Raw genomic sequence first — 25,161 nt, 5'->3', positions numbered from 1 at the left:
GCACCTCCGCTCACGTCGTCCGTGAGGACCAGGATGCCACACCCACCCTGCCTCGCGTGACCGGCCATGCCGTGGCGTCCGATCGGCACCGTGCCCGCCAGAGTTGTTCGACGATTTCCGCCACGGCCACGGGGTCCTCGTGTTCCCAGACGTGCAGCGCTGTCCAGCCGAGCGCTGCCAATGCCTCGTCCTTTTCACGGTCACGCTGCACGTTACGTTGCAGTTTCTCCCGCCACCACGTGGCGTTGTTCTTCGGCAGCACCGCGTGCTGTGGGCACAGGTGCCAGAAACAGCCGTCGACGAACACTGCCAGTCGTGCCCGTGTGAATGCGATGTCCGGTCGGCCGGGGAGGCCGGGATGGTTCACCCTGAACCGTAACCCTCGTCGGTGCAGTTCCCGTCGCACCGACATCTCAGGTTTCGTCCGCGTCCGCGGCATCCGGCTCATCTGCGCCGACACGGCGGCGTTGAGAGCGGTGGGGCGTCGCGTCATCGCCGACAACGTACCCCAACCCGCGCCGCTGGGCGACGGCAGTTCCCGGGAAGGAGGGCCTTCAGGACCATGTCGTCGACCCCGGTGGTTAATTCCGCCCCAATTGCGAGATTTCGTCGGTTCTGTCCGGTCTCATCAGGCGGGGAGGACGGTTGCGGTGGACGATGCCGCTCCGTCGGGCCTCCGACAGATCGTCGGACGGGTCGCACGTCGGTGCTGTTCGGCCCGCACGAGCCGGTGTCGTGGACCGTGTGCCGCCCCGACGTTCGCGCAATCCGACATCAGTGCACGAGATCATCGCCCCTCGGCGCTGCGCCGCCCAGACGTGCCGTCATGCGCTCGCGTAGCTGCGGCAGTGCCTTCTTCTCCAACTGACGGACGCGTTCGCGGGTGATCCCGAGCCGCTGTCCGATTTCCTCGAGAGTCATGGGCACGCCGGTGCCGACGCCGGCCCGCCAGGCCAGGATCGCCGCCGAGCGCCCGGGGAGATCAGCCAGTGAGGCGCGGAGAATCGTCAACGTCTCCTGACGCTGTGTCACCACATCGGGTCTCAGAGTGTCATGGGACGCGGTCACAAAATCGGCCAGCGACGCGTTGCCGTCCCCGATGAGCAGATCCAACGACACTACCCCGGCATGCAGTCTCAGGCATTCGAGTACCGTCCCCGGGTCCAAGCCGAGTTCGTGACAGATTTCCGACACGGTCGCCGTGCCGGACCGGGTCAACAGCCGGTTCCGGCTCGCCACCACCCGACGCACCTGATCCGACTTGTGCACCGGGAGACGGATCAACCGGCTCTCATTGGCGACCGCCCTCGTCACAGCCTGACGGATCCACCAGACCGCGTAGGTGGAGAACTTCAGACCACGGGTGGGATCGAACCGCTCGACCGCCCGCATCAGTCCGACAACGCCATGCTGGTCCAGATCCTCACTCTCCAGCCCATGTCCCAGGTGACTGCCGGCAACGGACATCACGAGCCGCCGGTTGTGCAGCACCATCGCGTCGAAGGCCCGCGCCCGCTCATCAGAGACGTCGAGACCTGCGCGAAAGCCGTGCGGGACCCCCTCGTGTGGCCGGTACTGTTCCCCGCGTAGCAGGAGCGCCAAGCCGACCTCCTCGGACGCCGTCAGCAGTCGGTCCCAGGGCCGCGACGAGACCCTGTCCCTACGCAGTAGCCGCCGGGCGTCGGCGATTGAACGTGCAGCCTGGGCCGGGTCGATGACGCCGGACGGCCCACGACCGTCACGCCCATCGCCATCCGGCGCGGCGATGACGACCACACCCCGCCCGACCATCCCCTCGATGACCTGCTCCCGTACCGCCGCGCGGGTGTCCCCGGCCAACTCGAGAACGCTGTCGATCTCCCAGTCCCCGACCGTACCGTCCCGCACATGCGCCATTAGCAGCTGCACACACATCTGGACAACCTCTTGGTCGGCTGAAGACGTCACGGCCACCATTGTGAACCTGGCGACCAAAGAGAGGAATGACGTTGAGCCCTGTCATCGTGCACAATCCTGCGGGTGCAGATGGTTCCTGACCCGATCTCCCCGTTGATGAAGAGCGCCGCCGAGGCCGAGATCTACCGACGCCTCAAACTCGTGGATGCTGGTTGGAGCTTCGCTCTGCACAGCCTCAATCTGCCTGCACACGTCTGGAAGCGCGTCAGCGAGATCGACTTCGTCCTGGCCGGACGGCGCGGCGTGTACGTGATCGAGGTCAAGGGCGGCTATGTCGGCTGCACCAATGGCGTCTGGACCTACCGCGACCGCACCGGCCAGGAACGCCGGCGCAAGGAAAGTCCATTCGCGCAGGCGACCAGCGCCATGTTCACCCTGCAGCGCCGCCTCGAGGAGCGCCTCGGCCGCGAAACGTTGCGCAACATCCCCATTGGCTTCGCCGTCATCTTCCCGGACTGCCAGCTACCCGAACAGACCTCGGTCGAGTGGGACGAGGAGACCCTGATCGACCGCAGGCAACTCGACCGCACCGATGGTCTGCAACGCAGCCTGGGCCGAATGGCGGACTACTGGCGGGCCAAGCCCGGAGGGCGTTCGGCCATGCTCGACGAACCACTCCTGCGGGAGATCCTGCAGGCCCTGCGGCCCGACTTCGACGCCGTCCCCACCCTGCGCCAGATTGTCACCGATGCGGAAGCCGACCTCGTTGCCCTCACCGCGAGCCAGTACCGCACCCTCGATCACTGGGCAACAAACCCCCGGCTCCTCGTGGAGGGCGGGGCGGGCACCGGCAAGACGATGCTCGCGGCCGAACTGGCCCGCAGATCTGCCGCGAGCGGCAAGCGGACCCTGTTCACCTGCCGCAGCCAGGTGGTCGCCGGGTTCGTCCGGCATCAACCCGGAATGCAGGACGTCCATGTCGTCCCCTTCGCCAATCTCATTGCCGACAACGACACACACTTCGACGTCGTCGTGGTCGACGAGGCGCAGGACATGGTCAATTTCACCGACCTGTCGTGCCTGGACAACCGACTCGTAGGCGGCCTCGGTGACGGCAGTTGGTACCTGCTGCTCGACAGCAACAACCAACGTGGACTGGTCGGCTCCTGCGACGACGAGGCCTTGGACTATCTGAGGTCCTTACGGCCGGCCCAACTGCTGCTGCAGGACAACTGCCGCAACACCCGACAGATCGTGACGTCGACACAGCAGATGACCGGGGCGGACACCGGTGTCTCATCGGCCGGCGAAGGGCCCGACGTGATGGTGGTCGACGAGCCCGACCCCTCCCGCCGGGCCGCGGCGGCCGCCGCCGAGCTCGACCGCCTTCACGACAACGGAATTCCGAACACGGACATCATCCTGCTGTCCCCGCTGCCCCTGCAGGAGTCTCTGTTCGCGGATCTGCCGGCCCGCTGGCGGCACCGCATCGACGTACTGGATCTGCACACGCTACGACGACCCGCCAGGGGTCGGATCGCCTTCGCGAAGGTCGAGGACTTCAAGGGCCTCGAGAGCCGATTCATCCTCCTGGGCGACGTCGGCCCAGCTGATCCTGGCCGCATCCGCAACCTTTACGTGGGAATGACACGCGCGAGGGTCGGACTCTGGATGGCCACCGGAGGGCAAATGCACCAGCAGAAGGAGGACCGGTGACCACCACACCCGCTCCCAGTGAATCCGACGACCGGATTCTCGTCCTGGACTACCTGCGCCGGCAGCTTGTCGGGCCGTGGTACGGGGAGGACGAGGTACTCACCGAGCGACCCGACCGCCGGTACCTGGCCGGCATCCTGTTCCCTGGCGAGACATCCCTCGACGCGCACGACGACGACATCGTCGACGATGCTCCGGCAGCCGGATCCACCGAAGAGACAGAGAGCGACGAGGATCCGGTGGCCCTGGCCGGCCAACTGATGCCGAGTTCGGTCGGGCTGAGTTTCGTCGTCACCAAGCGGTCGGCCCTCCGGATCGAGGTGACAGCTGCGCGCTACCTCCGAGAGGACCGGCAGAAGTGGCGGCGTCAGCCATTGGCTGCCACCGGCACTGCCGCCCTGTACGCCGAGCCTCCGTCAGTGGGCCGCCGGACCGACCACTACCTGTTCAATCGTGACGCCTCCGTTGCCGTCGTCTGGCGTGAGTTCGGCGACGGCATACTGGTCACGGTCTCGCTCGTCAACGAACGGAAACTGTCGGACCAGGGGAGGCTGGACCCGTCCGACTGCCTGTTGCAGGTGACGCTACGGTGCAGCCCGGTCGAGGGCGGCATCGCTCCGTACCCGTCGACGCTGCGACTCCATTCGGACCGCGAGGAAGAGGAAATTGCGCTCCTCTATCGGAAGGTTCCCGTCTTTGCTCTGGGTCACGGCGCCGCCGCGAGCTGGGAGGCGCAGGGTGACTGTGTCACGTCGGTGCAGACGACCTTCCTACCCAGCCACGTCGTCCCCGACGTTGCATTTGAACTGCCGGGCGATCAGGAGGCACTGAGCCTGAACTACCTTGCCGGGCTCGAACAGGACCCGGAAGGGGTCATCAGCAGGCTGTACGCCTTCGTCGAAAGCTACGACCGCTGGGCGGAGAGAACCCGCACCGGCCGGGACAACATCGCCCGCCCTCTCATGGAGGCCGCCGACCGGCTCCTGGAACGCGTGGATCGCGCCCGGGCCCGGATGCGTGAAGGTGTGCATCTGCTCGAACAGGACCCCACCGCCCGACGCGCCTTCGTCCTGGCGAACAGGGCCATGCTGATGCAGATGGTCCGAAGCGGGCCCCGGTTCGCCGGCACCGGTCGTGCCTGGACCGACCGCCTGCCGGCCGCGCCCGACTACGACGACCCGGACCGTCGCTGGCGGCCCTTCCAACTCGCGTTCGTCCTCTTGTCCCTGCCCTCCATCGTCGACACAGAGCACGACGACCGTGATCTCGTCGACCTGATCTGGTTCCCCACCGGCGGCGGGAAAACCGAGGCGTACCTCGGTCTGGTTGCCTTCACGGTCTTCCACCGACGCCTGACGCTCGGCGACGCCGGCGCCGGGACCACCGTCATCACCCGTTACACCCTGCGGCTGCTGACCGCCCAACAGTTCCAGCGGGCGGCCACCTTGATCTGCGCATGCGAACTCATCCGACGGGCGCGCCCGGAGGAACTGGGAACGCGGGCGGTCTCCATCGGAATCTGGGTCGGCGGCAACAACAGCCCCAACAACTTCGCCGACGCCGTCGACCTGCTACAGACGATCAGGAACCACGAACCGACGACCAAGAGCTTTCAGGTCGAACGCTGTCCCTGGTGCGGCACCCACATCCTTCCGACCGGCAACGCACCGGACGACGCCTGGGGAGTGCACGCGGACAACAACAGTTTCCGGATCAACTGCCCCAACGTCGACTGCGACTTCCACATTTCTCTGCCGGTCTCGTCGGTCGACGACGCGCTCTACACGGACCCTCCGACGCTGCTGGTCGCCACCGTGGACAAGTTCGCCCGGTTCACCCGCGAACCGCGGGCGGGGGTGTTCATCGGCACCGGCGTCGACCCTGGTCCCGCGCTGATCATCCAGGACGAGTTCCACCTCATCTCCGGGCCGCTCGGCACCGTCGTCGGGCTCTACGAGGCTGCCTTCGACGTGGCGATGGCGCGCCACGGCACCCGCCCGAAGATCGTCGCCTCCACTGCCACCATCCGTCGCGCCGATGCCCAGTCCCGCGGCGTCTTCGGGCGTCCCATCGCCCTTTTTCCGCCCTCCGGCCTCGACGCCGAGGACTCCTATTTCGTCCGATCGGACCCGGGCCGGCCCGGCCGGCTCTACGCCGGAGTCATGCCGCAGGGACATACACCTCTCACCGCGATGGTCCACCTCTCCGCGGCAATGCTCAACGCCCCCGTCGAGCTGCCGCTCGGACCGCAGGCCGCCGATGCCTACTGGACCCTGATCGCCTACCACAACAGTCTGCGGGAACTCGGTAAGACCGTCACCCTGGCGCACGACGACATCCCCGCCCGTCTGGGCGTCATCGCGCCCGCCGAGGACGACCGACGCGACCTTGACGACGCCGAAATCATGGAACTGACCAGCAACATCCCGCCGGCGGACATCCCCCGGCATCTCCAACGGCTGTTCATCGAGCGTGGGCAGCCCGGTGCGGTGTCGTTCGTGCCGAGCACGAACATGATCTCCGTAGGTGTCGACGTCCCCCGACTGGGCCTCATGCTGGTCGTCGGGCAGCCGAAAACCACCGCCGAGTACATCCAGGCCACAAGCCGGGTCGGGCGTCGCCAACCCGGGTTGGTAGTAAGCCTCTACTCGCCGTCCAAACCGCGTGACCGCTCGCACTACGAGTCGTTCATCCCGTACCACACCTCTCTCTACCGGGTCGTCGAACCCACCTCCGTGACACCGTTCTCGGTGCCGGCCCGCACCCGCGCGCTGCACGCGGGACTGGTCATCCTCGCCCGTCACGTGCACACCTGGCGGGACGACCGCTCCGCCGCCGCGTTCGACCCGAAGGATCCCGCCTGGCGGACCCTGGTTGCGGAGTTCATCGCCCGCGCGCGGGCAGCGGATCCGGACGAGGCCGCCGATGTCGCCCGGCACGTGGAGCAGCTCGAGGAGCACTGGGCCGGGCTCGTCGACCGCGCCCATCCGCTCGGAGGGCTCACCTATACCGGGGGAGGGCGCGAGCGCATCCAGCTACTGAGGAAGTTCGACATGCCGGGACTGGGATGGCCGACACTCGACTCGATGCGCAACGTCGACACGGATGCTCGCGTGCTGGTGCGGGGTGAGGGACAGTGACGGACCGTCGGCTGCGACGCATGCAGGCCCTTTCCCCGTTCGGCGTCGGCGCTATCGTGGACATGCTCGGTGAATCCTTCGTCGCGGAGGACGTCACCCGGTGGAAGGGACGGCGGATGACCCTGGCCGCTCCGCGCATTGCGGCCCACTTTGGTGCGGAGGAACTACGCCTACCCCCGGCGCCGCGCGACGGCAGGCTGCCCTACTACCGGTTCCCGCAATGGTTGTTCTGCGGCACCTGCCGCACGATGACACACTGGAGCGTCCGCCAGGAACAGCCAGGAAAGATTCCCCGCTGCCAACACTGCGGCCGCAGCCCTCAGCTCGTGCCGATGAGGTTCGTCGCGGTCTGCGGCAACGGCCACCTCGACGACGTGCCCTGGGTCCAGTGGGCCCACTCCGGGGGCGGGCAGGGACGTGAGCAACGCCAGTGCGGACGAGCCGAGCTGCAGTTCGAGCACCTGACGACCGTGGGTGGTGGCCTGGAATCACTCCGGGTCCGGTGCCGGACCTGCCGAGCCGGCAGGAACCTCGCTGACCTGACGTCGCCCCGCGCGCTCGGCCGCATCAACATCCGCTGCAGGGGGAGGCAGCCCTGGCAGCGTGACACCGAGGCGGTGAGCTGCGATCAGGCACCCGTGGTCCTGCAACGGGGTGCATCGAGCGTCTACTTCCCCGACACAGGGTCCGCGATCGACCTTCCCCCCGACTCCGACTGGGTCACCTGGGGTGGTACGGCTGCCCGGGTCGAGCAGAACGCGTACTTCGCCCTACTCCATAAGGACCCCGAGGGCCCGCTGCGTGAGCAGTTGATCGGCTTCATCGCCGAGCAGGAAAATGTCAACGAGAGCCAGGTCATCGCCATTCTGAACGACCGTCTCGGTGCCACGGGCGCCGACGCCGGTTCGGAAAGCTCCGAGGACCTGGCGGAGCGCGAATGGCAGGCACTGATCAATCCGCGCGGCGGACACCATCCGGACGACCGGTTCATTACCCGGCACACGCCCTTCCCGGCATCCACGGGCCACGGCCGGTTGAATCCGGTCGTCGACCGGATGAAAACGGCCATCTCCGACATTGTCCTGGTCGACCGGTTACGCGAGGTCCGGGTCCTGCGTGGCTTCCGTCGCCACACGATGGACAACCACATCCCCGCCGACCTGGGAACGCGCAGCGCCTCCCTACCGGCCGTAGAGGTATACGGCGAGGGCATCTTCATCGTCTTCGACGAGGAGAACCTTCGACGGTGGGATCTGCAGACTCCGGTGGTGCGACGTGCGGCCACGCTCCACAAGCGTTTTGCCGGCAGCATGCACGCCAGATGGATCGAGAGAAGCCCCACGCCGCGTCTGGTTCTGCTACACACCATCGCCCACCTCCTGATGCGCCAGCTGGCCTTCGACGCCGGCTACCCCTCCTCGTCGCTGCGCGAACGCATCTATGCGAGCACACCGGACTCCGACACCCCGATGGCCGGGGTACTGATCTATACCGCTGCCGGCGATGCCGAAGGCACCCTCGGTGGCCTCGCCCGCTCCGGCGAGGCGGGACGGCTCGTCACGACCATCGCCGCCACTCTCGCCGCCGCCCGATGGTGCTCTCTCGACCCGGTGTGCAGGGAGTCGACAGCCCAGGGCCCTTCCGGCCTGTCGATGGCCGCCTGCCACGCCTGCGCGTTGGTCCCCGAGACGAGCTGCACGATGGGCAACGTCCTGCTGGACCGGACTCTAGTGATCGACGACGAGTACGGCTTCATGCGTGACGCCCTCGCCGAACTCATCGCCGTGCAGGCCGGTGCGACGTGACACTGCTACTGCCACCGCTGCTCGACCTCAGCCCCGTCCAACGGGAGGTCCTCGCCCTACCGTTCGAGGAATCGCACCTCGTCACCGGTAGTCCCGGGGCGGGCAAGACGATCACGGCGATCTACCGGGCAGCTGCCCTGCACCGGTCGGGCAGACCGACCGTGATGCTCATGTACAGCAAAGTGCTGTCCGCCTACACGCGAGCCGCAGTGGCGCAGATCGGAGCGGCTGATGTCGCTACGACCTACCACAAATGGCTGCACGCCTTCTGGCAGAAGCACTACCGGCGGAACCCGCCGACGCTTGATCGGTACGACATCGATTGGATGGCCTGCCTGACAACAATCACCAGCGACCCACCGACCATGGAGCCACGGCCGTACTTCGTCGTCGATGAGGGCCAAGACATGCCGGCCGACTTCTACCTCGCCATTGGTGCCCTGTCCTCGTCCGTGACCGTGTTCGCCGACGAGAACCAACGCATCGGACTCCGTCAGAGCACCGTCCGGGAGATCGCCGCCGCGGCAAGGACCAACCAACCCGTGGCACTCCCAGGCACCGTGCGCAACAGCCGACCGATCCGCGACCTCGCCGACCACTTCCGCCCCGGCGGCAGCAGCACGGACGTACTGCCGGACGGTCCCATACCCCGCCTGATCAAAGTGCAGCACAAGGCTGACGTGGCCGAGCACCTGCTTCTACACGAGAAGCAGCACCCGAACGAAACGATCGGAGTGATCCTTCACCGCAGCAGGGACCTGTTCTACTACCACCACCAGCTCGACCACCGCACCGTCAACCCGTTGCAGGGCTATGTCAGCGGACGGCGTGCCGGGGCCCTCTCAGACCCTGCCTTCAGCGGACCCGGCCTCAAGCTGATCACCTGGCAGAGCGTGAAGGGCCTCGAATTCGACTCGGTGATCGTTCCCGAACTTCAGACTGTGCCCGGCGACATCAACAGTGACAACATGCGGATGAGCCTGTACGTGCTCGTCACAAGGGCACGGCGATGCCTGACCTTCATGTACTCGGGAACGGGCGAGCCGGAACTTGTGGGCGCGCTGCCGAAAGACCTGCTCGACCTGTCGCAATACACGCCTTGAAGTCTGGTGGGCGCGGGCCGTCAGCGCCTCCAACAGTCCCAAAGGGGAAGACCCGTGCACTAACGAGCTCGTGCGCAGGTCCTACGGGCCGAGGCGACGGTGCGGGTTGCGGTGGGTACGAGCGGGCTGATGAGCCGTTCGCCCTGGTGGGAAGTTGCTGGCGTCATACGGGTACAACCTGTGTGGATCTTCTGAAGGCTGATCTGGCCGCCGAGCCGGTGGGCGGAGATGCCTTGGGGCAGATGGGGCGCGGACACGCTCGCTGATCCCTGCTTCGAGCCACGGAGGCACCGGCCGAGTTGACCGCTTTGTCGGCCTCGTCAACGCATCCTTAATGTACATATAGTGATCGATGTGGCTGGTTTCTGTGATGGGACGGGAGCCGTGGCGATGGCGCAGCGAGGCCGGGGACAGGGGTCGGACTGGGAGCGAGGAGGAATCGTCATGACCTGTGGATCGGTGAGTTCGCAGTGGGGTTGGGTGCTACTTCGGGTCGTCGGTCTGCCATGGGTGGAGGAACTGCTCGGGCCGCAGGTTCCATGCTTCGAGGGCCGCGACGAGTTGGGCCTCGCCGATGACGGTGGTGGCGTGCACGAGGCTCGCGTTGATGTCGTGGTCGAAGCCGGCGATCTGGTCGGCGTCGTAGTCCCAGTGCTCCAGCTTGAAGGTGCGTTCACGGTCGGATCGGTTCCAGCCGTGCCGTCGGGCGTCGGCGTCGGCGGCGGTCGTGAGGGGTCGGATGTCGACGAACGCTCGCCGGCCTGGTCGGGAGGCGGTTACCTCGGTCACCAGACGCCGGCCGAGGCGCAGCGCGGTCAGCTTGTCGGTGGGCCACTGCGGTCGGCTCTCGCCCGTGGTCATGCTGCGACCTGCTCGGTGGGGCGCTCGACGAGGCGACCGCCGATGAACGTGGCTCCGGTGCGGACCAGCGCGACGAGGTGGGGTGCGTTGACGGCTCGCCACCGATCCTGGGCTGCCTCGATGAGTTTGAACGCCATCGCGAGGCCGGCGGCCCGGCTGCCCGGCCCTTTGGTGACACGGGTGCGGTGCCGGACGGTGGCGAAGGTGGACTCGATCGGGTTGGAGGTGCGTAGGTGCACCCAGTGCTCGGCCGGGTACTCGTAGAATGTCAGCAGCTCGTCGAGGTCGTCGGTGACCTTGGCGACGGCCTTGCCGAACTTGGCGCCGTACAGATCAGCGAACCGCCTCGCGGCGAGCTGGGCGTGGGTCTTGTCTTCGGCTCCCCAGATCTCGGCCAGCGCAGCCTTGGCGCCCGGATGCGCGGACTTCGGTAGCGCCGCGAGCACGTTGGCGGTCTTGTGCACCCAGTCGCGCTGCTCGCGGGTGTCGGGGAACACCTCGCGCAGCGCGGCCCAGAACCCCAGCGCGCCGTCCCCGACGGCCAAAACCGGGGCGCGCATGCCCCGGCGGGCGCAGTCACGCAGCACATCGGCCCAGGAGCCGGTCGACTCGCGGTAGCCGTCGGCCAAGGCGACCAGTTCCTTGGTGCCGTCGGCGCGGACCCCGACGATGACCAGCAGGCAGAGTTTGTCCTCGTCGAGGCGGACGTTGACGTGGATGCCGTCGGCCCACACGTACACGTAGTCGACCTGCGAGAGATCCCGCTTGCGCCAGGTGTGGTAGTCGTCGGTCCACTGCCGGGTCAGTCGGTGTCGGCGTACGGACGAACGTGCACGGTGAGGTACGAATGAACGTGCACAGCGTGACGGCGTGTCGGAGTGGCTGCGTCGGTCCAATGAGTCAGACTTCGCCCGTTATATCCGATGGGCGAGGATGGTAGCGCGGCGGTGGTTCTGGACGCTGAACGGTGGTTGGAGCTGCGGCCGTTGCGGGCACTGCTCGACGCTGGCGTTAGCGTTGCGGAGATCGCGCGGCAGACCGGGCTGAACCGTCGGACGGTGAAGAAGTACCTGTCCCAGGAGGCACCGATGTCCGTGCCGCGCCGGGTGGTGCCGGCGGGTCACCGCACGCCGGTGTTGGGACCGTTCGGGCATGTGATCGATGCGTGGCTGCGGGCAGAGTTGTTGTTGAAAGGGACGGTGATCCACGAGCGGCTGGTCGCGCAGTACGGGTTCACCGGCCACTACCAGCGGGTGAAGCTCTACCTGCAGGAAGCCCGGCCGCGGATCGCCGCGGAGATGGGGATCGGTCCGGACGAGTTGGCGGGGCTGCACCGTCGGTTTGAGGTGGTACCCGGCGCACAGGCGCAGGTGGACTGGGGCGACGAGGGCGGCATCCTTGCGCACGTCGGGATCCCGAAGGTCTACTCGTTCCACATGGTTTTGTCGTACTCGCGGGACCCGTTCTGCTGCTTCACGACCAGCCAGGACCTGGCGACGTTCTGGAGGTGTCACCGGCGGGCGTTCGCCCACTTCGGCGGGGTCCCCAAGTCGATCGTCTACGACCGGACCAAAACAGTCGTGCGCCGGCACGTCGCGCCGGGGGTTGCCGTGCCACTGCACCCGGAAGCGGTGGCATTCGCCGGGCACTACGACTTCGACGTCGACGTGCTGGCCGCCTACCGTCCGACTGGCAAGGGCCGCGTCGAACGGCAGGTCACCATCGTGCGCGACCACGTGCTGGCTGGGCGGGGCTTCGCCTCGATCGAGGAACTCGATGCGGCGTTCGCCGCGTGGGTGCCGCTGCGGCGGGCGCGTACCCACCGCACGCATGGTGAGGTGATCGGCGTTCGTGCCGCGCGGGATCACGCTGCCCTGCGCCCGATCCCGCCCCGGCCGTACCGGGTCGCCGAGCGGCATCTGCGCCATGTCGGCAAGGACTGTCTGGTCGCCTTCGCTGGCAACCTGTACTCAGTGCCAGCCCGCCGTGTCCGGCACCGGCAATTGGTCGAGATCCGCGCCACCGCAGGCACCGTCACGCTGCATACGACCATGCCGGGCCCGGGCGGCGAGACGTTGCTGGCCTCCCATCCCCGGGCGGTGGGCCGCGGTGCCCGCATCGTTGACCCCGCCCATTGGGACGGCCTGCCCGACGGACACACTCGCGCGGTCACCACCGGCGACCCACCGGCCCCACCGGCCCGGCCTCGGCCGCCCGCCACGGCTGGCGGCCCGTTGCAGGCGCTGCTGAACCGGGCCGCCGCCGCCCAAGTCACCGTGGACCGCCGTCCGCTGTCGGTCTATGACCAACTCACCGGTACCGCCCCCTTCACCGCACGCTCCGCCTCGAAGGATGCCTGATTCGTGAGCGAACTGGTCAGCACCCGTATCCGTGCCACCGCCACCAAGCTCGGCCTGCCTCATCTGGCCGGCTGCCTGGAACAGTTCACCGCCCGCGCAGACAGCGAAATGATGGGCTACCTCGACTTCCTCGACTTGATCCTCGAAGAAGAACTTGCCGTGCGCGACGAGCGACGCTTCCGCAGCGGGCTGCGCCTGTCGAAGCTGCCGCACCACAAGACCCTCGACGAGTACGACTTCGCGTTCCAGCCCGACCTGGATCCACGCAAGGTCCGCGACCTGGCCAGCCTCGCGTTCGTGCAGGCCAAAGCCAACGTTGCACTGCTCGGTCCACCCGGCGTCGGCAAGACCCACATCGCCGTCGCCCTCGCGGTCGCGGCCTGCCGAGCCGGATTCACGGTCTACTTCACCACCCTCGACGACATGGTCCGCCAACTCAAAGCCGCTGACGACATCGGACGCCTGCTCGGCAAGCTACACACCTACCTACGCCCCAACGTCCTGATCATCGACGAGGTTGGCTACCAGCCCCTCGAACGCGCCGAGGCCAACCTTGTCTTCCAGGTCATCTCGAAAAGATACGAAAAGGGTTCGACCCTTCTAACATCGAACAAGAGCTTCGGCGAATGGGGCCAGGTCTTCGGCGACGAAGTCCTCGCTACCGCCATCCTCGACCGGCTCCTGCACCACTGCGACGTCATCGCCATCAACGGCCCCAGCTACCGGCTGAAGAACCGCCTTACCGCTGTCGAAGGCGCCGCAACGACCAACGTCGCCTAACGTCAGATCGCGCTGAGGGTAGCGCGACACCCCGCACGGGCGGATGATCTCGTCGTGGACACCCACGAGCAGCTTCTGCACCTCGCCATGTCTGACAGGTACGCCGAGCGTGTCCGTGCTGGACAACTCCTGAGCCGGTTCGCTGGCGAACCACGCACCGACAACGTCCTCCTGAAGCTGTTGCTCGACTCCACGGACACCGCTGTCACCGACGCCACCGCCGAGACGCTACTCGCCCGTCAGGACACCGCCGGGCTTCGGCTATTCGCCGCCGCCTGGCATCTGGCCCAGCCCGAGACCGGAGAGCACCTCAACAGCGCATGGTCGAGCGCCCTCTATCGCCACGCCCGCTACAACCCGGAAGATCAGCAGCGGCTCCAAACCACAATTGCAGCCCTGCGCGACGACCCCAACGAAGCCGCACGCCAAGGCGCGCGGCACCTCCTCAAGACACTTCCCTCCAGCCCTGCCTGACCATCAGAGCTGCCTACCCAACAGGACCAGCCCTGTGCATGTTCATTCGTACCTGGCTGTGCACATCAACCCGTACGCCGACAGTCGGGTGATCGCCGCTGCGGACAGCCCGGCTGCCGAGCCGAGAAACTGCTCCAACGCGGGCACGAAGTCCCCGGACGACAGGCCGTGCAGGTACAGCAGCGGCAGCACCTCGGCAACCTTCGGGCTCTTGCGGCACCACGGCGGCGGAATCGCCGAACGGAACCGCCGACGTTGCCCGGTGACCGGGTCGGTCCGCTTGTCGTTGACCCGGGGCGCGACCACCTCGATCGTCCGCGCCGACGTGATCACCTGCCGCGGTTGGGCGTGACCATTACGCACCACCAGACGCCGGCCCCGCTCGTCACGCTCGGACGCCAGCTCGGCCAGATAGGCGTCGACCTCGGCCTCCAACGCGGCGGCCAGCATCCGCCGCGCCCCCTCACGAACGACCTCGTCCAGCAGCGAGACGCCATCGCGTCGCTGCCCGTCCTCGGCGACTACAGTCAGCACGGGCGTGCCTTCCCGGCCGACGCGCCAACGTCGGCCTTGCTCGAGACCTATACCAATCGATCACCGGGAAGGTACGCCCCTTCCCGGCCGATCCACAGGTCTTGAGCATTGCTCGGGAGCGAGCGGCAGCTGCGCAACGACGCTAGGCGGAAGCGACGCGTCGGCCCGTAGCGAGGCAGACCCGCGAACAGGCAACGCTGGCGTAGCAAGGCGTTGGGGACGCGAGGACCGCGGCACTGGCAGCCCGGATCAAGGCGTGGACGAAGTGTCGCCGTCCGCGTTGCGGCGGCCTGCATCCAGTTTCGGCCGGCTGAGGGTCGTGGCCAGCATTTCGGTCTTTGAGCCGGGTCCGCTGGGGTCCCTGTAGCCGCGCCGGGTTGGATGTGGTAGGCGCCAATAGATCCAATGGGCTCGGCTCATTTTCTGATGGGGATCCCCGGCCCGCACCCGGTGTTTGGCGAACGCGCCGTAGACACCTTCAAAGACCTGGGAGATCCTGATCAAGCAGCGCTGCTGCCCACGGCCGTGCCACTGCGCTCGTAAGGACCTTTTCGTCCTTGAAGAAAACAAGACCGACCGCTACTCGGGATGAAAAGGCTCATTGTCGTACCGTGCCGCTACGGTAACCGCTGGTGGACCACTGCGATCGTGGGGAGGCTCGATGGGCGGTCAACGGCGTAGCACCAAACGGCGCCGCCGAGAACCGCTCCGGAAGCCTGTCCCCGCGCCAGGGCCTACAACCTCCGTGGAGGGGCATCGGCGTTTGCCGATGATCTACTGCTACCCGGCTACGAGGTGTTCATCGCCGGGACGCTGCTTGTGGTGCCAGTGGAGGCGACGCCGGTGCAGGCCATCGTGGCGGCCGCGCACCAGGCGATCGGGGGCCGGTCTGCCTACCCAGGGGTTCTGGCGGCTGGCCAACTGGCACGAGGCCTGAGCCTCTTGGGGTTCGACACGGAGCTTATACCCGCTTGCACCGTCGTCTGCTACTCGGATCACGGGAAGACGAGGTTTAGGGATGTCGGAGTCTGGAAAGAGGCGCCCGTGGTCCGCGCGGACGGGAGCACCGACGGGCACGTTGTGGTGTGGTGCGACTCGCTGAACCGGTGTATCGACCTTGCGCCCTGCCAGGATCGGATGCTGCGAGGAGCCTCAACCCCTGAAGAGGCCTTCGATCACCCTGTGGTACTACCAGTCGTCGGCGGGCGGCGGCAGTTGCTGGATCGCCAGCGACAGATAATGGCCCCACGTCCACCGTTCGCGCTGCATTGGACGTTCTTCCCCGATTGGGCACCGTTGTTTGATCCCCTGCTAGACCGTCATTCGGCCGCGATCGAGCAGGGTGGGCTGGCGATGGCGCACGCTGCGGTGGACCTTCTGGCCGCTGTCGCGGTGGTCCGCGACCTCAGCCAGCTCGACGAGTGGTATCCGAGGCTGGGCGACTTGCTCTCGGGTCGACAGTCGCTACCCACCCGCGCCGAGGATGGGTCCCCTGAGAAGTGCGACCCATCGGCATCCGACTGATAGGGCCCTGCACCGTCGAAGACGCGGAGCCACGATCCGACGGGCACCCGTGCTGCCGTGGGCAGATGTGGTCTCGGCCTTGGCGGATCAAGATGCGATGAACAGAAGGAGAGGAGGTAGACGTGGCGGTCGACGGTGGGCGTGTGGCCGCACGCGGATTTCAGTACCAGTACCTGCGCACCTTGGAGATGATGCTGACGCTCGTCGACGATCCGGCGGTCGCATCGGTGCGAGTCGAAGGCCCGTCGAGCCAGGACGGCGCCGTCGATGCCGTGGACTTCGACGTACTTGACGTGGACGGCACCTGCCGGTTGGCCGTACAAGTCAAGAGCAAGGCCCCTGGCGGAACCGTCGGCGCCGCAGAGACCGTCGGCGTCCTGCTTCAGCTCATCGCCGGTGCCGACGCGGCCCGCTACCAGGTCTTGACTAACGGAACGCCGACCCCCGGCGCCGCGCAAGTCGCCGCCAAGCTCCTGGCAGACGGATCGCCGGAACAGCTGCGGGACGCCCTCGTCGGAATCCTGACGAACGCGCCGGCACGCGTGGCCCAACTCCGCGCGTTGCAACCTGCCCAGGTCAGCCGACTGGCGCGCTGCCGCGTGCAGTTCGACAGCCGTGACGAACTCGAAATCCGGGATTCACTGCGGGAAAAGCTGCGGACCTATCGCAACCGGACGCGGGCCGGCCTAGGCCAACAGTCGGCCGGGCTGCTGACCGGTTACCTCGTGGCGGAGATCCTGCGCCGGGCCGCTGACGGCGGCGATGCGGCTTACAGCGTGGAGGAGTTACGCGTCCATCTCCTCATCGATTCTGATGATCTCGTCCGTGTCGGCGGTGTGCGGGACTGGGGGGTGTCTGTCGGTTCAATGCCCTCGATTCCCGACATTGCCCGCCCGGCCCTGCTCGACCAGATCGTGGCGGCGTTCGATGGCCCAACGGGCAATGGCGTGCGACGCGTGGCGTTGGTGGGCCTCTCCGGCATCGGCAAGTCAAGTCTGGCCGCTGCATACGTCGCAGACCGTGCCGATTCCTACGACTGGATTTTCTGGATCGACGGGGAGACAGACGCCTCCCTGCTGACGTCGTTCCAGCACATCGCGGCGCTCCTGCGGCCCGACCACGCTGTCGAGGCTTACCACGCTCCGGCCAACCAGGTCCGCCACGATGTACACACCGAACTCGGCCGGATCCCTGGCCGCTGGGCCATGATTTTCGACAACGTCGGCGACCAGCGCCGGACCGATCCATGGATTCCCCGCGCGGGTCGCGGCGACGTCATCACCACGTCGATCGACAGCACCGCCCGCCACGGCGCCGCGACCCGCGTCGAGGTGACTGCGATGGCCCCGTCCGAGGCGGTGCAGCTTCTCCAGCGGCGTCTTCGAGTCAGCTACGCTGATCAGCTTCGATACGCTAGTGAGCTCCGTCGACTGACGGATGCACTAGGCTGCTGGCCGCTGGCGCTCGAACTGGCCAGTGGCTACCTCGACACGTGCGGCGTCCGGCTCGACGACGTTGACGGCTACATCGACCAGCTCAAGGTCCGGTCGCTCGCCGACGTCGACGCGCTGCCCCCGGACTACCCGCGCACGCTGGCGGCGGCTCTGTCGATGTGTCTGGAGCAACTGCAGCGCCGCATAGTCCGTGACAGCGGCAGCGACGACCGTCCCTACTTCGCCCTCGGGATGATCACCTACGCGGCGTTCCTCGCCGCACGGCAGCTGCCGGTTCATCTCTTGGCCGCGGCGGTCGTCTCCGATCCTCCGCCGGAGGCGCCACTTGGCCCGTTCCTGCTGGACCCGACCGAGATCAACCTCGGTGAGGTCGTACGGGAGCTGCGCCGGTTCTCGCTCGTCAGCTTCGATGAGGACCTGCTGGCCACCGGTGGCGAGCGTTTCGCCGACGCCAACCGCACCATCACCACAAACTCGATCGTGCAGGAACTCATCCGATTCGACGTCGAGCACGACGAGTCGACTCCCGCCGCACTGAACCGGCTCGCCAACCACGTCGAGCGGTGGTTGATGGCCGCCATCGAGCTCAACCTCATGCCACGGGCAGCCGCCATCGTCAACCACGCGGAGGCGCTGGCTAGCCATCTTCGTCGTCTCGAAGTGGGCGGCGAACGCGTTCCGCTGCTGTATGGGAACCTGGCGGGCGCCTTCCGAGCCAGAGGCGAGCCCAGCCGCGCGGAGGAGTTCCTCCGCGCCGAACTCGACCTGGTCGCCCAACTGGCCGAACCCAACGAGCTGCTCGCAGTCCAGGCCAAGCTGGTCCTCATCGACATCATGCTCGACACACCAGGGCCGATGTCCATCAGCGTCTCGCAGGCCGTCGCCTACCTGGACTACGTGTACCAGTACGCGCTCGACATCAGCGCCGACTATCCCGACGCGGCTGTTCGACTCGCTGCGACGGTGGCAGCGCTACTGGAACGTCCGGAAGCCAAAGCTGCTAACTGCCCCGACCTCACGCGCATCGAAGGGGAGTTTAACCGGCTCGAAGACCGGCTCGGCCCCACCCCGTACTCGGAGGTGATGCACGCCGTCACCCAAGCCAACCAACTGTCGAGCAGTGACCAACCTGGCGATGCCGAGCGGCTATGCCGTCATGCGCTCGATACCGAACTGCTTACTGGTGTCGCTGAGCTGACCGCCCGGCGGATTCTCGTCGAGGCACTCGTGCGCCAGCACAAGTGGACGCCGGCCCAGCACGCATGGGACGAGTTCCGGCAACTGTTCGGATCGACCGGATTCTACCTATCGATCATTGTCCAACTCGTGCACAACGTTGGTCACCTCTGCGCAGCCCCGGCGCTGATCGCACGCACCCCGCAAGCCATCGCCTTGCTGGAAACGATGTTGGACTGGCCGGTCCTCGCCAACACATTGGCCGATCCCGCCCCAGGTTGGCGTGCCCGACTCCGTCTGCTTAGGGTGGTGCGGCACCTGGCTAGCGGCGACCACCAGACAGCAGCCGCGGTCATGACAACAGTCCCGCCTCAGGAACTTCGCGAGGGGACAGCGGAGGAGACCCGGGCCTGGTGCGCGCTGTGGCAGATGACCCGCCTGGCGCTGTTACGCGCTGCCACGGCACGCTACGCGATGGTCCACCACTGACGCCACCGTGCCATAGATTTTCCGCGATCGGAACCTTCAATCGTCCACTACAGCGGTGTCCCGTCGAGGCCAGGTGCGCCTCACTCGTGTTGCAGAAGGAATTCGTCGATCGAGTCGAGGATCAGGTCTGTTGGGTCGTCGCCGCGATCCTTCATATCCAACATCTCGTGTAGATGGACGGTGGTGAGGAAGAGGATGACCTTGTTCTCCTCGGAGTACACGATGTTGCGCCGTCGTCGCGCCGACTCGTGCGGCGACTTGTTGCATACCACGATCGCGAGTCGACCCAGCGACTTGTTCATGTAGTTCCTAGTCTGGTCAATTTCCTCCTTACCAATCTCATCGCGCTCGTAGTTCTTGAACTCCACGAGGACGTAGCGGGCGTCGTGGTCCATACGGAGGAGCCCCCACGCCTGGCTTGTATCGCCTATGCGATTCGGAAATACCGCGTCGCGGCGGTCGATCCCAGATAACGACCGAGGTTGGATGAGCGGTCTCGTCAGCGGTGGCACGAGCAGATGGCAAAGAGTTTCGAGCGCGGCGTCCTCGAACTCTCGCCACCCGTTCTGGCCGGGCGGGCAGGCGTCGAGGCGGTCGCGAAGCAGACGCGATCGGCTGAGCGTATCGTCGCTGGTCATCGTCTACCTGCCGACGAAGTGGTCGACGATCAGGTCGGGGTGACGCAGCAGTAAGGAGCGCAGCCGAGGACCGTCGACGACGTCAACCACTACACCGCCGACTCGCGCCCTTGCCAAGCGCCTCCCGGAAACGCTCGTGAGTTGCCCGTTGGTGACGACCATCCCACGCCACGGCTGCCCTGCATCGGCCACCAGTTGCACAAGCTTGTCGACATCTCGGAAGGACGATCGGCCGACTCGCGCCTGGATCAGATACTGCGTAGCGATGCCGAACCCGTCAGGGTCTTGGAAGGTCGCAATTATGTCGACCCCGCTATCGCCGACGCTGGCAGCGATTGATGGGCTGGACCTAAAGCCCAACCGATCAAGCAAGACAGAGACTAGACGCTCGAACCGCATTGGGTCGAGCGTCTCCAGGTCCAGCATCGCGCCCGCCTGCAGCCGGCGCAGCAGGCCCTCGGTCCCATTGGTGATATCGACAGGGAGGCGGGCGGCCAGCTGCGCGGGCACAGCGGAATACTCCGTGACGACCGGTACCACATCGACCCCGCGCCGCTCCAACGAACGGCCGACCTCGTCATCGACCAGTGGTGTCTGAAGGCTGCTGGGTGACAGAACGGAGACGAAGACGTCTCCCGGAGCAGCGTCTGAGGGTATGCCCTCAGACGCCTCGGCAACCCGTATCCCGGCTCGACGTAAATCCACTGCAAGCATCTGGACCGTGTTGCGATCCTGTTCGGCACCTCCGAGGAAGACGCGGCGTTGACTGTGGCTGGGGTCCCGGGGATTGAATGACGGCCACCTGCCACTCTGATCGGTGCGTCCTTGCCTGAACGTGTCGACCAGTACCCCGTCGGCGAGCGCCGCGCCGATGTCGTAGGTGAAGACGGGCTGACCGATCGAGTCCCCGCGAGGGAGGTGGGAGCTGAAGGCGATGACCGTCGCATCTCTCCCGATTGCAGCCGCCACCGTGGTCGTGGGCCAGTCGAGGTCGCTGTCCAGTTCGTCGAGGACAACTACGTCGAACTCGGGAAGACGCCGTGTTCGGTGCATCCTGCGAAACTGGGAGGAAGTGGCTACCGTTACGGTGCCGCCTCGGATCTCCGCCTCGGATCCTGGCCGAAGCAGGTGCACTTGGTGCGTGTCGCCCAGCAGGCCCTCTTCTCCGAGGTCGAGGCTGCGCAGCCGCGCCACCATCTGCTCGGCGATGGCGCGGTGAGGAGTGAGGTACAGCGGCTGGCGGGCATGACCAGACGCCAACAGCGCCGCAAGGGCGTGTCCCATCACCGCTGATTTGCCCGAGCCGGTAGCCATGACGACCCGCATCGTCTTCCTTCCAGCTGCGACGGCCTGCTCGATGGCGTTTACGGCGGCCACTTGATGCGGTCGGAGGCCAACGCCGACAAGGTCGTTCACGCTACCAATCTTCCCACTACGACAGCAGGCACTCGCTTAGAGCCTGGTAAATAAGGGTTTCAGGTAGCTTGGTGGCGGGCGAGGCGGCGGGTCATGATGATGATCATGAGGAGGTCCTCGTCGCCGTCGAACCGCTGTACCTGGTCCTGCTCGCCGTACTCGGCGTCCGTATCCGGTGGATCACCGACCCGGTGGCTGAGTGGTCGGTGACGGAAAGCGTCTTGAAGGAGTGGGGATGGTAGTAGCGCGCAGGTTCGAGGGACAGCGGACCTGGCGCATGTCCCGGCCGGTGTTCGACACGGCGGCTGAACTCATCGTTGAGGCGGAGGAACCTCACCGGCCCCAGCTCGTCGTCGGTATCGAGCGCGGCGGTCGAGAACTGGCCGCGCTGGTCGCGGCGCTACGGGTCCGACAGCGGTCCACGTGGTCGGTGATGCAGTTGTACGAAGTGGCGCGAGGCGCGGAGACGGCTACTACGTCCGTTGTCGCAGCGCTGTCGGCGCCCGGGGCGAGCGGCGGTGTGCCGAGACATCACATTGAGCCCACGGCCTCCGACCGTAGGTCGGTCAAGAAGCTACGAGCTTGGTCGCCGGTCACGGCGTCAGCGAGGAGGTTGTCGTAGACCCGCTGATAGACGGTGATTTCTTCGGGGTCAGTAAGTGTCAGTTCGCGGGTGTAGGTCTCGATGGTCGCGAAGGTGGTGTCGTCGGGCATGGTGTAGACGACGAACGGGTGTGCGTGGACCGCCGAGGGTCGGGCGCCGGTTCGGAGGATTGCGACGTTCACGCTGGAGAGCGTCGAGACGGACAGGATTTTGTCGTACTGCGCGGCAAGTGAGTCGGACGTTACTGGGGAGAACCGCAGTGCGGCCTCAGAGATGAGGAATTCGTAGCGTCTTCCAGTTTCGTAGAGTGCCGCCTGCCGTTCGATTCGCGCCGCGGCTGCTCTCGCCGTGTCGCCGATTTCGAAGACGTCGGCGAGGGCGAGGACACTCCGCGCGTACTCGGCGGTTTGGAGCAGGCCTGGCACGGCAGAGTTCTGGAAGACCCGCATCTGCGTTGCGTCGGCAAGGAGCCGGGCGATGGTCCGCTGATGTTCTGCGCGTCCACCAGCCAGCGTGCTGTCCCAGATGATCGCGGCTACCTGGATGGACTCTGCGATGTTCACCAGCTCGGACGCGATCTCGGTTGGTGCGTCTGTGGCGGCCACCCATGCTCGGACGTCGGCGACAGAGGGCTTTGTTCGGCGGTTCTCGATCTTGGAGACCTTCGACTGCGACCAACCGAGCAACCCGGCGAGCCGTGTGGTCGAAAGGCCTGCGTCCTCGCGCAGCTCGCGCAACTGGGCGGCAAGCCGGGCCCGGTCGTCGGTCGCGGCGCTCACCAGGATCTACGTATCTCGTGCTGGACTAACGGCAAGTAGTCCAGTAACGGGACGGAGTAGCGCGTCGCGATATCGCGCTGCCCGACGAAGCTGCTCACCTTCTTGGTTGGTTCCATGGTCAACCGTCGGCCGTCGTGGTCGTACTCGATGATCACCGCAAGAGCCTCGTCCAGTAGCCAGAAATCGCGCGTCATCGCGTTCAATGCCTCGGGGTGCGTGGCGCGCTCCGCGATGCGGACATCCTCGCCAGCGGCAACGTTGCCCTGATAGCCCAGTAGCTCGAACCGGAGGTAGTCCGACAGCGGACGGTCCAGGACGTGAACCCGGCTCCAGGACGTGCCGTCTCGCACGCTGTCCGCGACCATCCGTAGCCACGGATCAGTGTCAGGGCCGCGGGGTGGGAGCGGCAGCCCTGCCTCGAAGGCACGGAGCAGCTCCGCCTCGCCGGCCGCGGTGTAGGAACTCAATGTTTCGAGCCGGAACACCGACTGCCGCGTGTTGCGCAACAGGTCGATCAGCTCATCCATCTGCATCGGATTGTCCGTTCTGCCGCCACCTGTCGATCAAGTCTAGTCGAGCATGACGACTAGTCGAACGAGTCGCCTTGTGGCAGTCTCGATCCTACGCAACGAAGGGAGTCGACATGACAGATGGGTCCGGGCGCCCGGTCTGGCGCAAGAGCTCGGCGAGCCTCAACGGTGACTGCGTGGAGGTGGCGTCATTGCCTGATGGCGTCGGGGTGCGCGACTCGAAGAACCCCGACGGTGGGGTGCTCCGGTTCACGCGTTCGCAGTGGCGGGCGTTCCTCCAGGGACCCGGTCGAGGCGAGTCTGTGTATCTGTGATCAGCCTCGAGGGCGAGCAGGTGTGCGCCTGGCTCGGTGGCTGCCGCCCGAGCCAGGCGTCACTGCGCCGAGCGGACCAATCAACCCAAGCGCGCATCCCCAGCGCTAGAGGAGATCGCCGAACTCGCCCTTCGCCGCGCCGTTCAGGAACGAAGCGAAGTCTCCCTTCCTGAACACCAGCACTGGACCATCAGGGTCTTTGGAGTCCCGTACGCCGACTACCTCGCCTACCCTCGCTACCTCGACGCATTGACCGCTCTGTTGGGTCTTCGTGCTCTTCCGCCAGGTAGCGTAGCTAAAGTCGATCATGCAAGCTCCTTCACTGCGTCCTGAATCAGCGACGCCGAGTCGTTCGGGCTCAGCGCCATCGCCCGCAGGCGGTCGAACGCTTGAACTGCCGCCTGGACGTCCGCGTCTCCTTCAGGATAGAGATCACCGGCCATGGTCTCGATGTAGACGACATCCCGATCTGCGGGATCGGCGAACCCGAGGACGACGAACGAGCCAGGGGTCCCGGGATGGGCGCCCGTCCCGAACGGAATCACTTGAACGTCCACATGCGGCAGGTTTGCGATCGTGGCAAGACGCTGCATCTGCTCTGCCATGGTCTGTGGGCCGCCGACCTGCCGACGAATAGCGGCCTCATCGAGAACGACCCACAGGGCTGGTGGATCGTCCCGATGCAGAAGAGACTGCCGACGCATCCGAACCTCGACCCGCCGTTCGATCTCCTCCTCCGTGAGGCGAGCCACGCCACCCTGCAGGATCGCACGGGTATACCCCTCGGTCTGCATCAGCCCTGGAATCGAGATCAACTCGAAGTTCCATATCCGCGACGCGTCCGACTCGAACCCGATGTACGTCGCGTAGTCGTCAGGGATGCTGCCTGCGTATCGGTGCCACCAGCCACGCTGTGTGGCCGTCTGGGCGACCTCCACGAGGTTGGCCACCGTTGGAGCGTCGGCGCCGTACGTCATCAGCAACGCCCGTACGACAGGCACCCTGACGCCGACGAGCGCGCGCTCAACCCGAGACAGGTGTGACGGTGAGATTCCGGCGTTAGCTGCAGCTTCCTCGATGGTCATGTGGATGGACTCGCGCAGGACGCTCAACTCACGAGCGAGCCGCCTGCGTCGGAGAGTGGGCCAGTTCGGCATCGGGACAGCATGCCATGTCCAAACAGACTGCCCAAGGCAACTTGTCTCGATCTAGTCGGAGCTGTAAGACTAGGTACGCCTAGCCGACTAGCCCTAGTCGACCTCGCATACATGCGGGCGAGCGTGGGTTCGCACGACGAGCGACATACGCCAGCGATCGAGAAAGAGCAGGCCGGAAGGGGTGTTGCGCCATGGGCGCTCTCGTCATGAAGAACGGTTCGCACATGGCCAACCTGGTGGTTGACGTCTTCAGGACGCACGAGCCGACGGCGACCGGTTGCGCTTGTCATCGTCCTGGTTGCCGATCCCGGTTCCACGCGACGAGGCTCCTCGCCGCGATGCTGGACGGTCCGGATTCTGCGGACCAGCTCTACCCGCTGTGGGGCTTGCTGGTCTGCAGCGGCTGCGACC

General features: G+C 66.3%; 20 protein-coding genes and 2 pseudogenes. 11 read left to right on the top strand and 11 right to left on the bottom strand.

Translation table 11 applies throughout. The features are described from left to right. Nucleotides 1-10: 10 nt before the first annotated feature. Together R6Y94_RS16175 and R6Y94_RS16170 are read right to left on the bottom strand one after the other, a co-directional pair. On the bottom strand, nt 11-493 hold the full coding sequence (locus tag R6Y94_RS16175; protein WP_318396671.1) for a very short patch repair endonuclease: 483 nt from the start codon (nt 491-493) through the stop codon (nt 11-13). Between the two features lie 281 nt (nt 494-774). Continuing rightward, nucleotides 775-1,914: an RNA polymerase sigma factor RpoD/SigA gene (locus tag R6Y94_RS16170; RefSeq protein WP_318396670.1), complete on the bottom strand. Its 1,140-nt coding sequence runs from the start codon at nt 1,912-1,914 to the stop codon at nt 775-777. 111 nt (nt 1,915-2,025) lie between these two features. On the opposite strand from R6Y94_RS16170, the gene R6Y94_RS16165 reads away from it, so the two are divergent. The 4 genes from R6Y94_RS16165 to R6Y94_RS16150 all read left to right on the top strand — a co-directional run bounded on the left by R6Y94_RS16165 (nt 2,026) and on the right by R6Y94_RS16150 (nt 9,660). Beyond that, nucleotides 2,026-3,612 carry an NERD domain-containing protein/DEAD/DEAH box helicase gene (locus tag R6Y94_RS16165; protein WP_318396698.1) on the top strand — a complete coding sequence of 529 codons (1,587 nt, stop codon included), beginning with the start codon at nt 2,026-2,028 and terminating at the stop codon, nt 3,610-3,612. A 239-nt stretch (nt 3,613-3,851) separates the two neighbouring features. After that, nucleotides 3,852-6,752, top strand: coding sequence for a helicase-related protein (locus tag R6Y94_RS16160; RefSeq protein ID WP_318396669.1), 2,901 nt, complete (start codon nt 3,852-3,854; stop codon nt 6,750-6,752). A 20-nt stretch (nt 6,753-6,772) separates the two neighbouring features. After that, nucleotides 6,773-8,557 (top strand): DUF1998 domain-containing protein, encoded by a 1,785-nt coding sequence (locus R6Y94_RS16155; protein ID WP_318396668.1) that lies wholly within the window; start codon nt 6,773-6,775, stop codon nt 8,555-8,557. Then, nucleotides 8,554-9,660 (top strand): AAA family ATPase, encoded by a 1,107-nt coding sequence (locus R6Y94_RS16150; protein WP_318396667.1) that lies wholly within the window; start codon nt 8,554-8,556, stop codon nt 9,658-9,660. The genes R6Y94_RS16155 and R6Y94_RS16150 overlap by 4 nt, the downstream gene beginning before the upstream one ends. Before the next feature lie 483 nt (nt 9,661-10,143). On the opposite strand, the gene R6Y94_RS16145 is transcribed toward R6Y94_RS16150, so the two are convergent. Next, nucleotides 10,144-10,521, bottom strand: a complete 378-nt coding sequence (locus R6Y94_RS16145; RefSeq protein WP_318396666.1) for a hypothetical protein — start codon at nt 10,519-10,521, stop codon at nt 10,144-10,146. Beyond that, nucleotides 10,518-11,330, bottom strand: a pseudogene (locus R6Y94_RS16140) (IS256 family transposase); the annotation flags it as partial. The pseudogene R6Y94_RS16140 and the gene R6Y94_RS16145, both read right to left, overlap by 4 nt. A gap of 114 nt (nt 11,331-11,444) precedes the next feature. Here R6Y94_RS16140 and istA point away from each other — a divergent pair. The 3 genes from istA to R6Y94_RS16125 are packed head-to-tail and all read left to right on the top strand — an operon-like array spanning nt 11,445 to nt 14,135. Continuing rightward, nucleotides 11,445-12,881 (top strand): IS21 family transposase, encoded by a 1,437-nt coding sequence (gene istA / locus R6Y94_RS16135; RefSeq protein WP_318396665.1) that lies wholly within the window; start codon nt 11,445-11,447, stop codon nt 12,879-12,881. A gap of 3 nt (nt 12,882-12,884) precedes the next feature. Further along, entirely contained in the window at nt 12,885-13,661 is a 777-nt protein-coding gene (istB, locus tag R6Y94_RS16130; RefSeq protein WP_318396664.1) for an IS21-like element helper ATPase IstB, read from the top strand. Between the two features lie 54 nt (nt 13,662-13,715). After that, complete coding sequence (locus R6Y94_RS16125; RefSeq protein ID WP_318396663.1) at nt 13,716-14,135, top strand: hypothetical protein; 420 nt, start codon at nt 13,716-13,718, stop codon at nt 14,133-14,135. Nucleotides 14,136-14,210: 75 nt separating this feature from the next. Here R6Y94_RS16125 and R6Y94_RS16120 read toward each other — a convergent pair. Beyond that, a pseudogene (locus R6Y94_RS16120) lies at nt 14,211-14,669 on the bottom strand (transposase); the annotation flags it as partial. A gap of 795 nt (nt 14,670-15,464) precedes the next feature. On the opposite strand from R6Y94_RS16120, the gene R6Y94_RS16115 reads away from it, so the two are divergent. Both R6Y94_RS16115 and R6Y94_RS16110 read left to right on the top strand, forming a co-directional pair. Next, entirely contained in the window at nt 15,465-16,193 is a 729-nt protein-coding gene (locus R6Y94_RS16115) for a hypothetical protein (RefSeq protein WP_318396662.1), read from the top strand. Between the two features lie 122 nt (nt 16,194-16,315). Beyond that, entirely contained in the window at nt 16,316-19,312 is a 2,997-nt protein-coding gene (locus R6Y94_RS16110; RefSeq protein ID WP_318396661.1) for a hypothetical protein, read from the top strand. Between the two features lie 80 nt (nt 19,313-19,392). Here R6Y94_RS16110 and R6Y94_RS16105 read toward each other — a convergent pair whose 3' ends face one another. Then, the gene (locus tag R6Y94_RS16105; RefSeq protein ID WP_318396660.1) at nt 19,393-19,950 is read right to left on the bottom strand and encodes a hypothetical protein; all 558 of its coding nucleotides are present in this window, start codon (nt 19,948-19,950) and stop codon (nt 19,393-19,395) included. A gap of 3 nt (nt 19,951-19,953) precedes the next feature. Further along, on the bottom strand, nt 19,954-21,366 hold the full coding sequence (locus R6Y94_RS16100; protein ID WP_318396659.1) for a DEAD/DEAH box helicase family protein: 1,413 nt from the start codon (nt 21,364-21,366) through the stop codon (nt 19,954-19,956). 71 nt (nt 21,367-21,437) lie between these two features. Between R6Y94_RS16100 and R6Y94_RS16095 the strand changes: the two genes are divergently transcribed. Beyond that, nucleotides 21,438-21,608 (top strand): hypothetical protein, encoded by a 171-nt coding sequence (locus R6Y94_RS16095; RefSeq protein ID WP_318396658.1) that lies wholly within the window; start codon nt 21,438-21,440, stop codon nt 21,606-21,608. A gap of 289 nt (nt 21,609-21,897) precedes the next feature. Here R6Y94_RS16095 and R6Y94_RS16090 read toward each other — a convergent pair whose 3' ends face one another. Together R6Y94_RS16090 and R6Y94_RS16085 are read right to left on the bottom strand one after the other, a co-directional pair. Further along, complete coding sequence (locus R6Y94_RS16090) at nt 21,898-22,749, bottom strand: helix-turn-helix transcriptional regulator (protein WP_318396657.1); 852 nt, start codon at nt 22,747-22,749, stop codon at nt 21,898-21,900. Then, the gene (locus tag R6Y94_RS16085; RefSeq protein WP_318396656.1) at nt 22,746-23,276 is read right to left on the bottom strand and encodes a DUF6879 family protein; all 531 of its coding nucleotides are present in this window, start codon (nt 23,274-23,276) and stop codon (nt 22,746-22,748) included. The genes R6Y94_RS16090 and R6Y94_RS16085 overlap by 4 nt, the downstream gene beginning before the upstream one ends. A gap of 116 nt (nt 23,277-23,392) precedes the next feature. Between R6Y94_RS16085 and R6Y94_RS16080 the strand changes: the two genes are divergently transcribed. Beyond that, nucleotides 23,393-23,593 carry a DUF397 domain-containing protein gene (locus tag R6Y94_RS16080; RefSeq protein WP_318396655.1) on the top strand — a complete coding sequence of 67 codons (201 nt, stop codon included), beginning with the start codon at nt 23,393-23,395 and terminating at the stop codon, nt 23,591-23,593. Nucleotides 23,594-23,698: 105 nt separating this feature from the next. Here the strand turns inward: R6Y94_RS16080 and R6Y94_RS16075 are convergent, their stop codons facing one another. Further along, on the bottom strand, nt 23,699-23,902 hold the full coding sequence (locus tag R6Y94_RS16075) for a DUF397 domain-containing protein (RefSeq protein ID WP_318396654.1): 204 nt from the start codon (nt 23,900-23,902) through the stop codon (nt 23,699-23,701). Continuing rightward, entirely contained in the window at nt 23,899-24,750 is an 852-nt protein-coding gene (locus tag R6Y94_RS16070; RefSeq protein ID WP_318396653.1) for a helix-turn-helix transcriptional regulator, read from the bottom strand. The genes R6Y94_RS16075 and R6Y94_RS16070 overlap by 4 nt, the downstream gene beginning before the upstream one ends. Nucleotides 24,751-25,161 lie beyond the last annotated feature (411 nt).

Source organism: Plantactinospora sp. KLBMP9567 (genome assembly GCF_033446045.1).
Classification (GTDB): Bacteria; Actinomycetota; Actinomycetes; order Mycobacteriales; family Micromonosporaceae; genus Plantactinospora.
Note: the sequence above shows the minus strand (reverse complement) of the source record. Positions and strands in the feature narration are given on the sequence as shown.